Here is a 13,472-nt window from a genome sequence, read left to right as displayed (position 1 = left end):
GAATGGACGACGAAGTTTTAGGAGTATATCTTCTTAGTTTGAAGGATTTAGATAACGATAGCGCGCTGGATACGATAAATACTGTAGAAAAGGTGCCATGTATAGTGTTTCACCCTTTTTTATTGCAACATGATGAGGCATGAAAAGATCATTCTAATGTTAAAAATAAGACGCATAATCGTCACTACTTAATTTTTGTTAGGTAATGTAACATGTTTATTGCTTTCATGTATTAACGTCTTAAATGATGTGGACTCTGATTATACGCAATAGGGAGGGATTGATCCATCATGCGATCTTTATTGGTCATCCGTGTTCAACCAACGATAGCTGCCTCATCCGATGCAATCCCTCTGACACCGGAAAGGCTACTGGGAGCAAACGGGTACCATGTACAGGTGGCGGGCAGTGAGGCGGAAGCGGTGAAGTTAGCTCGTGCGGCCGAAGCGTCCATTTTGCATCTGTCGCTGGCTGATGTGGAGTACTGGGTGAACTGCCTGGGAAAGGGGAAGTCGGATTCACCGCTGCTTTGGTGGTGCGCGCCAGATACAGCCTCTTCCTCCGCAGAGTCCTGCGAGGTCGAAACTTCATTTGATGGAATACTTACACCATCCATGACCGGGCCCGAGATTCACTGGACTCTTCACTTTGCAGCCAGGCGCTACATGGAACGCAAACAGTGGGAGCAGGAACGGAAGCAGTTGCAATCCAGGCTGGAGGATCGGAAGTGGATTGATATGGCAAAGGCTATCCTTAGTGATCTGAAGCAGATCTCGGAGGCCGAAGCCTATGACCTGTTACGCAAGAAAGCGATGGATGAACGCAAACGGATGGTCGATGTAGCCACAGCGATTGTGAAGGCCCATCAACTGCTCCAGTCTTAATTGGAAGGAGGATTCTCCATGGATATGTCTCAGATACTCCGAGAGGTCGGACGTGGGAAACGAGGCTCGCGTGATCTGAATTATACAGAGGCACTGACCGTAGCAGAGAAAATCCTGAAACAGGAGGTTTCCCCTGCCCAGACGGCTGCGTTTCTAATGGCTGAACGTATGAAAATGGAAAATGTCGAGGAACTGGAAGCCTTTGTTCATGCTTGTCGTAACAGTGCGGAACGTTTCTCCATATTTCAGGATGGATTGGACTGTGCGGGTCCTTATGATGGACGGACAAAGTCGTTCATAGCCACGTTTCCGGTTGCATTTGTACTCGCGGCGGCCGGGTTGCCGGTGAATTTGCACGGGAGTGATCCTTTACCACCCAAGTGGGGCGTCACGTTGTCGGTACTTTTGAAGGAAGTGGGAATTGATACACACAAGATGGATCGGGAAGATGCCCGGAGCGCTGCATTGCGTTCGGGTGTCATGTACGTGTCTTCCGAGGATTGGTGCGCACCTCTCCGTAAGCTTCGTCCGTTACGGGAAGAGTTGGGTTTTCGAACGGTGTTTAACACAGCAGAGAAACTGATTGATTATAACCATTCAGCGTATTTGGTGTTTGGTGTATTTCATAATACCTTTCTGGATCGGATTGCGAAGTTGCTCACCCGGTTTAACTATCGTCGTGCTTATGTTGTACAGGGGATGGAAGGTTCTGAGGATCTGTATATTGATCGGCCAACCCGCGTATACGCCGTGGAAGACGGCGATATGAAGCTGGAACTGGTTGATCCTGCAGCCTATGAACTGGATATGCCCGTGCCGGAACTGGTCTGGACGGCTGCGAAGCAGCTTGAAGTGGCGGAAAGCGTGTTAAGCGGTGAGGGTCATATTGCTTTTGTGAATCAGGTTTTGTTAAATGGAGGTTTCCGCTTGTACGCGGCGGGGCGTGTCAATTCCATCGAAGAGGGCATATATACTTGTCAGGGATTGCTGGAGAGTGGTGCAGCATATCGTCTCTATCAGCAGTGGTGTGTCTCCATGGGTGGTGAACTGCCGGATAGCAGAGCGGTGTCCATCTATCCGGCATCGTCCAGATAATGTAATGCTGGTGTTCAATCTTGTTATGGTTTAGCGTGTGTTTATTCCCAAGGATAAGTAACGGTCAGGAAGTCAGCGAATTTCTTGCTCTCTTCCCGTCGTTGTTTCCGCATGGCCGCCCGATCCGGAGCGGTCTCGTATAGTTTCTTCTCTTCTTCCGTCTCCGGGATAATGCGGGGTACGATCAGTTTGCGATTATTTTCGTCCAAGGCCACAAAGGTCAGAAATGCTGTCGCTGCAATTTTCTTCTCTCCGGTCTTCAGATCCTCTCGAATCACCTTCACAAAAATCTCCATGGAACTTCGTCCTGTCCAGGACGCGAACGATTCAAGCGTAACCGAATCCGTTGGATTAATCGGGTACAGGAAATCGACAGAGTCGGTTGAAGCCGTTACGGTATTGACCCGGCATAGCTTGGAAGCGGCAATGGATGCAATATCATCGATGTAGGACATCAGCTTGCCGCCGAATAACGTATTATGATTGTTGACATCGGTTGGGAACACCCGTGCCGTCTTGAAACAACGTGTTTCGCGTACATATTTTTTCTCCACCTGATCCATCTCCGTTGGTTTCGGTATCTCTCTCATGCTTTTTTCCTCCTTACAGTATGGCTGCTGTGACATTTTATTTCATGTGTTGTAGGGTCTATTTTGATCTATTATCCCTAGTATAGGTGTCGGTCAGATACATATTCAAATGAAGTTGGACTGCAAAAAAACCGCCAGGCGCGGACCGGCGCGCTGGCGGTTTACTGCTGTATATTAAGCCTTGGGTTTGAAAATGCCGGACGGTTTGCCGATCGGCAAGAACGCATAACCGAAGTGAGCGTTCAGTACCGAAGCACCTGTACCATACAGGGACACAATTCCGATCGCCAGTTCAGCGTATGCTGCAATGGTGTGGAAAATGTGAGGAGCTACGCCGAAAGCGTCAAAGGTCAAGCCAAGGAACAGGAAGTCAATCAGAATGAAGATGATAAGCAATACTTTATTCGCTTCAATAGCACCGATCGTCATGAACAGGGTGAATACGAGGTATCCGGCAAAAGCAAATCCGAGCTGCTTGCCATCGGCCTGTTCAGCAAGAGTGGAGCCAAATACGCCCATTTTGATCATCCAGTTGGCAGCCATGGCGAACCAGAAGAATGCGTACGCGCCAAAAGCCGTTGTGCCAAAGGTATTGTTACGTTTGGAATCTTGAATGCATGCGAATAGCTGGGCAAAGGCACCCAGGAAGATCGCCCAAGGAATAGCGTAGCTAAGTCCTTCTGTAATGCCAAGCTTTTGGGAAGAAGCGACCAGGGTTACGATAGCCAACCCAAATAATCCCATTGCGCTGGGATCGGCGTTAACAATTTTGACTTTAGTCTGTGAATCGGTCTGCATGGTGATGATAAGCCTCCAATAATATCAAATCAGGATCAATGGCCGTCGTTGGCCGTCCTCTAAATTACATCATTTGTATCCGCCGGGTCCGGACACACACATCGCCCTATTGTACCTGAATGGCCCCGTTATGGAAAGGGATTTTATTACCTTTTAAGTCAATAGACTTTTGTTTTTTCAATATACACATTTACGACACAATCCGTTCTGGCGGTGAATGATGAGGCTAGACACTAGAATCCAACCCTCAACAATACCACTAAAATTGCGTCATATCAGCCATTTTCGGATAAGCTCTAGTGTGATAAAATAATCTTTATCAAAATTTGGAGAAGAATACAAAACATCCTTGTCTCCTATGCCATATGTTAATCCAACTATAGATTGACAGGAAAAACTAAAATGGTTCACAGAATAAGGAGGTATCAGGGGTCATGGTTATGAGTTTGGATTTGAAAAATAAAATAGAGAAGGCCAGACATAACCTTCATATGCTGGTAGAGCATAACAAGGGTGGTCTTGGGCATCCCGATGTGATTCGGCAGTCTATGGCATTGGATGAATTGATTAATGAGTATAACCGAATTAGCCGAAACCATTCACGGGCCTGAATCCAAAGCGATTTTAATTTTATACATGGAACAAATCACATAGATTGTAACGCTTGATCGTACAGACGGGCATGAATATAGCCGGTATGGACAGCCTCAGTTGAAGAGGCGGTATCCTACCGGCGTAATATTCATGCCCGTTTGTTTTTGCATCGTATCCATCTTGCATCTGTTTAATGTAGTAATCGTTTAGCTTCCAAGTATAGAACCTGCACGAACTTTTTTGTATTAATGCGTGTCTGGGACAAGGAAGGCTCCACATTGTTTTGCAGCTCGAGCATTTTCTTGCGAATTTCGGTGAAATCGAAAAATTTGGATGCATAGTTCTCGAACTTGGGATGTGTATAATCCGTTAATCCCAGAGAAACCACATGGCTCAGAGTCTGGAAGATGGCTCTGCGGACACGTTGTTCAGATGCCTTGATCTCCTTGTTCACCTCTGCGAGAGAGGCATCTTCTCCCAGTTTACGTATCGCTACATTCTGGAAGATGTCTTTGAGGGATGGGAACGTATAGGGGGACAGCTTATGTTCATCTGTCTCTACCTGCTCCAGATATTCCAGCATGTCCAGCAGATCCCTGCTGCCCGCTTCGCCGATCATGCCCATCTCGGACAGCAGGAAATGTCCTGCAGTCGTGATTGTTTTGTCCGGAACCGGAGCCGCAGCACGTTCGGTAGAATTCAAACCGGACAATCCCTGCAATGTCCGCTGAATATCTGCGATGGATTGCTGCATCCGAAGCCTTTCGCTCACCAGCCGCAGAACAGATAGAATCTCTAACCGGTTAATCGGCTTCGTAATATAATATTCAATGCCTAGTGAATAGGCTTCTCCGATCATATTTTTCGACTCGATCTGGGAGATCATGACGATCTTGCCCTCGAACCTTCCTTCAAGCGCTCGCACTGTCTGAATCCCGTCTCGTTGGGGCATCAGCAGATCAATCAGCAGTACATCCACCTTATGCAGTTCCAACAATTCCGCGTGAATATGTGCTCCGTCCTCAGCTTCCCCGGCAATATCGCCCAGGCCTTCATCCTCAATAATATCCATCAACATGGAACGAACGCCAGGATCATCATCCACGATAAAATAACGCATGTCAGTCATTCCCTTTCTCTGCGAATGGTGTGATTGATAAATCTATGGTAAAGGCGGTTAACGCCGCGATGAACTCTCGTTCCAGTGTAATCGTTCCTTTCCTTCTTGCATAGAACCTGATATGTCAGGTTAAATGACAATGATTTGGCGATCAAAGCCCATTTTTAAAATAAATCTAGAAAATGCATGTAGGTATTTGTCGATTTCCGTAGATGCCCTTGTAGTATAAGTAACATCCCGAAGTCTGGGGCTAGTGTTGTGCAGAATGGTACAAACTTTTCGCGTAACCATCTCTGTGCTTGAAATACACCATAAAAAGGGGCATACCGATGGAGCAAACAATACAAGATATTGTCGTCATTTTCAATGATTTTCTATGGTCCAAAGTGTTAATTATATTATTGGTAGTATGTGGTATATACTTCACCACCAAGACCCGATTCATGCAATTCCGCATGATTGGAGATATGGTAAAGGTGCTTCGAGAGCCAAAAAGCAAGGAACCAGGCAAAATTTCACCATTTCAGGCGTTCTGTATTAGTATGGCGGCCCGTGTAGGTACAGGGAATATTACCGGTATTGCACTGGCTATCGCACTGGGTGGACCTGGGGCTATATTCTGGATGTGGATCATTGCAATTATCGGGTCAGCCTCCAGTTTTGTGGAGAGTACGTTGGCTCAGATCTATAAAGTGAAGGATAAGGGCGGATTCCGCGGCGGTCCGGCGTATTATATGGAACGTGGGTTGGGCAAACGCTGGATGGGGATTTTATTTGCCATTCTCATTACGCTTTCATTTGGTTTGGTCTTTAATGCGGTGCAGTCTAACACGATTACCGTTGCATTTGAGAACTCATTTGGCACGGATCGGTTAACGGTGGGTATCATTATGGCTGTGATATTTGCAGGAATTATCATGGGCGGTGTCAAACGGATTGCAAAAGCATCGGAATACATCGTTGTTGTACTGGCTGTATTGTACATTGGGGTAGCGGCTTTTGTTGTACTGGCGAATATTACCCAGCTTCCGGCCATGATTGCGTTGATCGTCAAAAATGCCTTCGGCATCGAACAGGTTGCCGGCGGAACGTTGGGCGCTGCACTGATGAACGGTGTGAAACGCGGATTGTTCTCCAATGAGGCGGGCATGGGTAGCGCCCCGAATGCCGCTGCAACGGCGGATACAACACATCCAGTGAAACAGGGACTTATTCAGGCGTTTGGCGTGCTGACAGATACGTTAGTGATATGTACAAGCACAGCCATGATTATTTTGCTATCAGGAGTGTACAAAGGTTCCAGTCTGGGTGGCATTGAGTTAACTCAGGCAGCATTAAGTGTACATATTGGTTCATGGGCATCGGGATTCCTGGCGGTTATGGTGTTCCTGTTTGCCTTCAGTACACTAATCGGAAATTATTACTATGGAGAAACTAACATTGAGTTTATCAAATCCAACAAAGTCTGGCTCTGGGTATACCGTATTTGCGTTATCGCGATGGTGGTGTTTGGGGCGGTAGCCAAAGTGCAGCTGGTATGGGATTTGGCTGACCTGTTCATGGGGCTCATGGTGGTGGTCAACCTGATTGCAATTCTGATGCTGTCCAAGGTGACTTTCGAAGCGTTGAAGGACTACAAAAAACAGAAGGCTGAAGGTCGTGATCCCGTCTTTACCCGGGACCGAATTCATATTCCGGGTGAAGTGGAATGCTGGCAGTCGGAAGAAGAAGTTATTGGAGATAAATCAATACATGTAACCAATTAAGATTTTATCTGAACGTAGTTGGTTATATAAAATGGGCACAACAAACAACAGGACTTGGATTATCCATCATGGGCAACCCGAGTCCTGTTTGTTGCATATAAAATGTATCTTTGCACTAGCCAAAGTTCATCAAAGATATATTTTGATTACTTTTTAACGGAATAGCTGATCAGTTGTTCAGACAGTGCTTTCATTCGCTCCCCTGTTTCATTAAGCTGCTCAATCACATCCGTAAAGGAGGATACAAGCGTTGCTTGTTCCTGTGAAGAGGCTGCAATCTGGGAGACTTCAACTTCCATCTGTTTGATGACCTGTTGCACATCTCTCAGACTGGTATCGATATCACTTGTAGCTTGTTTGGCATCCACAGAGAGTTTGCGTACTTCGGAAGCAACCACACCGAAGCCGGCACCGGCTTCACCAACGCGAGCGGCTTCAATAGCGGCATTCAGGCCTAGCAAGTTGGTTTGCTCAGAGATTTCACGAATGAACCCGGCTACTTTGTTGATTTGGGAAGAGTTCTGAACAGCAAGTCTTGTGTTCTGCAAGATCTGCTCACTGGTTGCTTGCAATTCTTCGGCATGAGCGGCGACATGTTGCACCATATCAACGAGGTTACCATTGATGGTTCGATTTTCTTGTATAATATCCTCAAGTTGGTTCTGGTTAGATTGGTCGTAAGACACACAGAAAACAGCAACAACTTTTTGGTGATCATCAAAGATCGGAATGTTCAAAATATCCAGTTCGATACCATAAACTTCCTTGGAGAGAGTAGCGAGAGTAGCTTCTCTTCCGTTTTTTAAGATGGCAAAGTTTTGATACGATTCCAGAAGAGTCATTCCTTTTTCAAAACCAAGATCAAATTTATCTGTCATAATGACCTCTAATACTTTTTCGTGATCATAAACAGTCAAACTGGCTGGTTCTCTGAGGATCAGGCTGATATAAGGCATTACTTTAAGCAGGGCATCTACAACGTTCATGGAAGAGGACCATCCTTTCAATATTTGAATGTATTATTTTTATCGATCTATGGAATGCTCTATCTTTCATCGGACGGAAAGGGCTTTTCGTGAACGGCATTTTGTATGAAAGAATGAACATTTTATGATTAAATTTTTAAATATTTACCATTTGAACTGATTTATTGGATATAAGTGTTAGTTGTAACTATTTTTATATCAAGATATTTGTACGGATGTATATCAAATATAGGACATGTGTCCTTTTGTGTACGTTATATAGGGCAAGGAGGGAATTCGGAATGAAAGAAATTATGGACTTTGGACTTGTGCGGCAACTCGCCCGTGAGAATGGGTTGGATCAGGTGCTGGACGAGCCTGCACTCGCTGAGTTGCGACTACTTGAGGCTGCGAAGGGCGAGATGATATGTGCCAAAGGTGAACGACCCGAGCGATTGTATTTTCTCGTGCAGGGCAAGCTCAAGATCTATACCACCCTGCCTAACGGGAAGTCTCTGTTGCTTCGTTTCAGTACGCCACTTGCGCTCGTGGGAGATTTGGAACTGGTGAATGGCAAGGAGGCTATGAATACGGTAGAGTCTGTGAGCAAAAGCCTGCTGCTGGGTATCAGCTATCGCGCTCTCCAGAATACGTATGCGGAGAATCCTAAATTTCTCCACTTCATGCTGAGTCAAGTTACGCACAAATTGTATACCTTTTCCAACCTGTCGAGTCTGAATATGTTATATCCGGTCGAGAGCCGATTTGCCAGCTATCTGTTGTCCACAATGGGCCAGGACGAATCCTCTTCGGAAGAGATCCAGACCTCCAAGCTCACCGAACTGGCGGATATGCTGGGCACCAGCTATAGACATCTCAATAGAGTTGTTCAAGATCTGTGTAATCGAAATATTATTCACAAAGTGCAACGAAATCTTGTTATCTGTGATCTGGAACAGTTGCGTGTCATCGCAGGAGGCAATATATATGAGTGATGGTATTTTAAAATAAAGACCAAGCCTGCATATCTATGCGACATGACGCCGCACAATAAAATACAATACGGCATAACAAAGAACACCCTCCCGAATATACCAAGGGGTGCTCTCTTTGCTCTGCACTTCAAGTGGACTAGATATCTCCGCGTTGTTCGAACAATTGAGCGATCTCTACAATGACACGGGTGGCCTTCACCATATTGTCTACCGATACATATTCGAATTTACCGTGGTAGTTCTCACCACCAGTGAAGATATTTGGTGTTGGCATGCCCATATAGGATAGCTGAGAACCATCTGTTCCTCCCCGGATGGGGCGAATAACAGGTTCGATGTCCAGTCGGGTCATGGCTTCATGGGCAATGTCGACGATCTGGCGTACGGGTTCAATTTTCTCACGCATGTTATAGTACTGGTCATTCAATTCAACCGTGATGCTTTTCTCTCCATACTTGGTCTTCAGTTCGTTTGCGATATTCAATAGATTTGTTTTGCGCTCTTCAAACTTCGCCCGGTCAAAATCACGGATAATGTAACTCATCTTTGTCAGCTCAACGTCACCCTCCAGAGACAATAGATGGTAGAACCCATCATAACCGTCCGTGAATTCAGGAGCTTCCTCCACAGGCAGGCGTCGATTCAATTCCATCGCAATTTTCAGGGAGTTCACCATCTTATCCTTCGCTGTTCCGGGATGTACATTGGTGCCTCGTACGGTAATTTTAGCGGCAGCTGCGTTAAAGCTCTCGTATTCCAGCTCACCAAGCGGTCCGCCATCAACCGTGTACGCATATTTGGCTCCAAAAGCAGCTACGTCAAACTTGTGCGGTCCACGGCCAATCTCTTCATCCGGGGTAAAAGCAACCCGAATCTTACCGTGTTTCACTTCCGGGTGCTCAATCAGATAGGCCATCGCGGTCATAATTTCGGCAATACCTGCCTTATTATCTGCACCAAGCAACGTTGTACCATCGGTTGTGATCAGGGTGTGGCCTTTATACTCATGCAGCTCCGGGAAATCCTTGTTGGACAGTACTACATCCAGTTCCGAGTTCAGCACAATGTCAGCACCGTCATAGTTATCGATAACCTGTGGTTTGACGTTTTTGCCAGTAAAGTCGGTCGCTGTATCGAGGTGGGCCAGGAAACCAATTACGGGAACATCCTTGTCGGTATTGGATGGCAGTGTAGCCATGACATAACCGTTCTCATCCATCGTCACATCTTGCAGACCAATGGAGGTACATTCTTCAACGAGCAGTTTGCCCAAGGCCAGTTGGCCGGGTGTGGAAGGGCATGTCTCGCTATTTTCATCGGATTGGGTATCCATCTGAACATAAGTACTCAGTCTTTGAATTAAAATATCTTTCATCTATAATCGCTCCCTAGCTTGGATTTAATTCTTTTCGGGTATAGTATTTCCTGTGGTTCTCTATGGTTATCATATCATGTTTTGCAGTCATTTCCAGAATGGGGCAGAACCGAAATATGAGGATGACTAGGTATCAAAAAGGGTACCAAGGCACAAAAATGTACGTACTTGTGTTTCCATACGTCAGGTTCATAATAAATGATGAAGAAAGGATGTGTTCAAGACATGCCATTTATCACTGTTAAGGTACTGGAAGGCAAGTCGGTTGAGCAGAAACGTCAGTTGATTGAACGTATGACTCAGGTGGCTTGTGAGACACTGGATGTTGATCCGAGCAAAGTCTTTATCTTTATTGAGGATTTGGAGAAGGACAATTACGGCAAGAACGGAAAACTGTTTTCGGACTTAGACAAATAAGTAAGGCTTCATATATATCATGATCATGGAACAGGAGATGTAACATTAATGACTGAACAATTATTTTCGCCCTATCAATTCAAGAGTCTGCAATTAAATAACCGTGTCGTCATGGCACCAATGTGCCAATATTCTGTCACTGCGAAGGACGGCATTCCGAACGATTGGCATCAGGTTCACTATGTGAGCCGTGCGGTTGGAGGAACAGGACTGATTGTAATCGAGATGACCGATGTAGATCCGGATGGACGTATTACGGATAATGACTTGGGTATATGGTCAGATGAGCATGTGCCTGCCTTCACCAAACTTGTAGATGGAATTCATGCCTACGGCTCCAAAGTAGCTATTCAGATCGCACATGCGGGACGAAAAGCAGAGGATGCTCCGCAGCCTGTTGCCCCATCGGTAGTTACATTCCCGGGAGAAAAGTACAAGGAGCCTCGTGCATTAAGCACGGAAGAGGTAGAAGCCATGGTGCAGAAATTCGCAGACGGTGTTCGCCGCGCAGTACAGGCTGGAGTAGATACCATTGAGCTGCATGGCGCACATGGATACCTGATCCACCAGTTCCATTCCCCGCTGATGAACCATCGTGAGGATGTATATGGGCAGGATCTGTCCCGTTTTGGCGTTGAAGTCATTCGTGCAGTGAAAAAAGAAATGCCAACAGATATGCCGCTGATTTTGCGGATTTCGGCCGTAGAATATGCAGATGGTGGATACGACATCGACCACACCATCAATATCGCTCGTGCCTACCAAGACGCAGGCGTGGACATGTTCCATATCAGTTCAGGTGGCGAAGGACCTTCGGGACAGCGGAAACCGGGTAACTATCCGGGGTATCAGGTACCATTTGCCCGTCGTTTCCGTGAAGAACTGAACGTTCCTGTAATCGCAGTGGGTATGCTGGAGGATGCAGCGTTGGCTCAGGCGGTGATTGGCAACGGCGATGCGGATCTGGTCGCGGTTGGTAGAGGCATGTTGCGTGATCCGTACTGGGCGAATCATGCGGCTCTGGAACTGGGTGTCAGCAAGGATCAAGCCGCCATTGCAGAGCAATATTCTCGTGGATACTAATTTGCACTAAATTATACTTACACTTGCCACTCCGATGACAGAATAACCTTCCGATCTGATGAGGATAAAGGCGAAGTGTATGCTTTCGATGTAGCTTTCTTGCAGAAAACTTGTAGCGCCGCTTCTTCAGGCTATTTCTGTCCTCTGCGTTCTCGTGTAAATGTTATTGCAGATCTTATATAGTAAAAAAAGGCCACAGCATGGGTTAAACCTCATGCTGTGGCCTTATCTTTGATGAGAAGCATGTAGACTAAATTACGGATGGCTACGCCCTTCGAGTCGCTTCATAGACGAATTTTTGATTCGACTGCGTGGGTGGTTGATCCGGGTTAAAGTCGGCGTACACTTTAATGTCAGAGAAACCAATGTGTTCGAGAATTAGGCGTAACTCTTCTATGCCGTACCAACGCAAGGTAAGTTGTTGCAGCTCCGTAGCAGCAAGAGCACCCTGATGCCATTGTTCGTAGCGGATCAGACTCACTTTATATTGGTGAAGAAGGTTCACTTCAATGGTTTTCACTTCTACCGTGATCGTATCACCATCGGGTAATGAAACGGTTGATGTTTCTACAGAAGAGGGTTTTGTCACATCGGGAAGAAACAGATCAAACACGAGCCTGCCGCCAGGTTCTAAATGCTGAAATAGATTACGTAATACGTTAATCGACGCCTGTCTATCTTGGATGAGGAGCAGAGAACCTCCGGGAATGATAATTGCCTCGTATCGATATGGAAGGTCAAGCTTCTCCAGATCGGAAACGAACAGTTCAGGCATGGGTAATGCCCGCTCCATACAACGAGAACGGCAAGAGTCAATCATATCCATTGAATAATCAATTCCATCCACCTTCAAGCCTGCTTCAAGCAAAGGAATGAGCACTCGGCCTGATCCCGACATGGCTTCAAGGATACGTCCTTTGCAGCGCTGAAGATAATGGCGATAGAATTCAATGTCTCCTCCCAAGGAGTGTCCCACAGGTTTTGTTAGATCATAAACGGCGGTGCATAATGGACCATAATAACTGAATGACATAGTATAGGTGTCCCCCACAATTTAAATGTATTAAAATTAAAACGTGGAAGGGAAGTGAGCGGGATTATCCCTTCCGGCAACGGTTGGAATTGGATTTTTCAGAGCAGACTATCATAGGAATCACGCACCTTTTATGTAATATGTTCCAATTATAGGGTGGAGATAAAGCGGAGGTCAACTTCTATTCGGGTAGTTATACGAAATGAAATGTATAAGGAGGTGATTCGAATGGATTCATCATCAAGTTCATCAAGTGCACTGCCAGATATCCGGCAGGAACTTATGCTCCATGCACCTGTAGAGAAAGTGTGGGAGATGGTCTCGACCGAGCAGGGACTGAAAACCTGGTTCATGCCAGGCAATCTGGAACCCGTGGAAGGTCACGAGTTTATATTGGAAGCAGGCCCCTTCGGCCAATCACCATGTCAGGTGACGGAAGTTCTTCCACTGCACAAGATTTCATTTCGCTGGGGTAAGGACTGGACGTTGACGTTCCAACTGAATGAACAGCCCGAAGGTACGGATTTCACACTGATTCACAGCGGTTGGGATGCGGATAAACTGACCGAGTTTGGACAGGCTCACGCTATCGTACGCGAACGTATGGAACAGGGATGGGCCGGAATCGTTCAGAAGCTTGCCCAAGTTGTTAAATAAATATTCATTCAATCAACCCCAGGCCATTTCGCCCGTTCATTCCGGTGAAATTCGGCCTGGGGTTCCTTGGTGTATCAAGAACTGGCGGAAACAGATAGAA

Annotated in this window: 14 protein-coding genes; 8 read left to right on the top strand and 6 right to left on the bottom strand. The window is 46.2% G+C overall.

The annotated features are described in order from the left end of the window. Nucleotides 1–290: 290 nt before the first annotated feature. Nucleotides 291–884 carry an ANTAR domain-containing response regulator gene (locus tag MHI12_RS29250; protein ID WP_076251918.1) on the top strand — a complete coding sequence of 198 codons (594 nt, stop codon included), beginning with the start codon at nt 291–293 and terminating at the stop codon, nt 882–884. Nucleotides 885–902: 18 nt separating this feature from the next. Next, a complete protein-coding gene (locus tag MHI12_RS29245) occupies nt 903–1,979 on the top strand; it encodes an anthranilate phosphoribosyltransferase (RefSeq protein WP_405171037.1) in 1,077 nt (358 codons plus the stop codon). A 41-nt stretch (nt 1,980–2,020) separates the two neighbouring features. Here MHI12_RS29245 and MHI12_RS29240 read toward each other — a convergent pair whose 3' ends face one another. Both MHI12_RS29240 and MHI12_RS29235 read right to left on the bottom strand, forming a co-directional pair. Continuing rightward, the gene (locus MHI12_RS29240) at nt 2,021–2,533 is read right to left on the bottom strand and encodes an acyl-CoA thioesterase (RefSeq protein ID WP_026081401.1); all 513 of its coding nucleotides are present in this window, start codon (nt 2,531–2,533) and stop codon (nt 2,021–2,023) included. Nucleotides 2,534–2,743: 210 nt separating this feature from the next. Next, nucleotides 2,744–3,367 (bottom strand): acetate uptake transporter, encoded by a 624-nt coding sequence (locus tag MHI12_RS29235; RefSeq protein ID WP_036671640.1) that lies wholly within the window; start codon nt 3,365–3,367, stop codon nt 2,744–2,746. Between the two features lie 434 nt (nt 3,368–3,801). On the opposite strand from MHI12_RS29235, the gene MHI12_RS29230 reads away from it, so the two are divergent. After that, nucleotides 3,802–3,978, top strand: coding sequence for an aspartyl-phosphate phosphatase Spo0E family protein (locus tag MHI12_RS29230; RefSeq protein WP_017691636.1), 177 nt, complete (start codon nt 3,802–3,804; stop codon nt 3,976–3,978). 173 nt (nt 3,979–4,151) lie between these two features. Here the strand turns inward: MHI12_RS29230 and MHI12_RS29225 are convergent, their stop codons facing one another. Beyond that, on the bottom strand, nt 4,152–5,081 hold the full coding sequence (locus MHI12_RS29225; RefSeq protein WP_100528198.1) for a response regulator: 930 nt from the start codon (nt 5,079–5,081) through the stop codon (nt 4,152–4,154). A 329-nt stretch (nt 5,082–5,410) separates the two neighbouring features. On the opposite strand from MHI12_RS29225, the gene MHI12_RS29220 reads away from it, so the two are divergent. Next, on the top strand, nt 5,411–6,847 hold the full coding sequence (locus MHI12_RS29220) for an alanine/glycine:cation symporter family protein (protein WP_405171036.1): 1,437 nt from the start codon (nt 5,411–5,413) through the stop codon (nt 6,845–6,847). Between the two features lie 146 nt (nt 6,848–6,993). Here the strand turns inward: MHI12_RS29220 and MHI12_RS29215 are convergent, their stop codons facing one another. Next, nucleotides 6,994–7,833: a methyl-accepting chemotaxis protein gene (locus MHI12_RS29215; RefSeq protein ID WP_405171035.1), complete on the bottom strand. Its 840-nt coding sequence runs from the start codon at nt 7,831–7,833 to the stop codon at nt 6,994–6,996. 281 nt (nt 7,834–8,114) lie between these two features. On the opposite strand from MHI12_RS29215, the gene MHI12_RS29210 reads away from it, so the two are divergent. After that, nucleotides 8,115–8,807, top strand: coding sequence for a Crp/Fnr family transcriptional regulator (locus MHI12_RS29210; RefSeq protein WP_405171034.1), 693 nt, complete (start codon nt 8,115–8,117; stop codon nt 8,805–8,807). A gap of 136 nt (nt 8,808–8,943) precedes the next feature. Here MHI12_RS29210 and pepT read toward each other — a convergent pair whose 3' ends face one another. Next, nucleotides 8,944–10,182 (bottom strand): peptidase T, encoded by a 1,239-nt coding sequence (gene pepT / locus MHI12_RS29205; RefSeq protein WP_036612135.1) that lies wholly within the window; start codon nt 10,180–10,182, stop codon nt 8,944–8,946. Nucleotides 10,183–10,407: 225 nt separating this feature from the next. Here pepT and MHI12_RS29200 point away from each other — a divergent pair, with 225 nt between their 5' ends. Next, nucleotides 10,408–10,599 (top strand): 2-hydroxymuconate tautomerase family protein, encoded by a 192-nt coding sequence (locus tag MHI12_RS29200; protein WP_017691642.1) that lies wholly within the window; start codon nt 10,408–10,410, stop codon nt 10,597–10,599. 48 nt (nt 10,600–10,647) lie between these two features. Next, nucleotides 10,648–11,682: an NADH:flavin oxidoreductase/NADH oxidase gene (locus MHI12_RS29195; RefSeq protein ID WP_405171033.1), complete on the top strand. Its 1,035-nt coding sequence runs from the start codon at nt 10,648–10,650 to the stop codon at nt 11,680–11,682. A gap of 265 nt (nt 11,683–11,947) precedes the next feature. On the opposite strand, the gene MHI12_RS29190 is transcribed toward MHI12_RS29195, so the two are convergent. Further along, entirely contained in the window at nt 11,948–12,715 is a 768-nt protein-coding gene (locus tag MHI12_RS29190) for a class I SAM-dependent methyltransferase (RefSeq protein WP_405171032.1), read from the bottom strand. A gap of 228 nt (nt 12,716–12,943) precedes the next feature. Between MHI12_RS29190 and MHI12_RS29185 the strand changes: the two genes are divergently transcribed. Further along, a complete protein-coding gene (locus tag MHI12_RS29185) occupies nt 12,944–13,372 on the top strand; it encodes an SRPBCC domain-containing protein (RefSeq protein WP_405171031.1) in 429 nt (142 codons plus the stop codon). Nucleotides 13,373–13,472: the final 100 nt, after the last annotated feature.

Origin of the sequence: Paenibacillus sp. FSL H8-0280 (assembly GCF_045040665.1) — a bacterium.
GTDB classification, from domain to species: domain Bacteria; phylum Bacillota; class Bacilli; order Paenibacillales; family Paenibacillaceae; genus Paenibacillus; species Paenibacillus xylanexedens_A.
The sequence above is the reverse complement of the archived record's forward strand: the minus strand, read 5'-3'. Positions and strand labels throughout refer to the sequence as shown.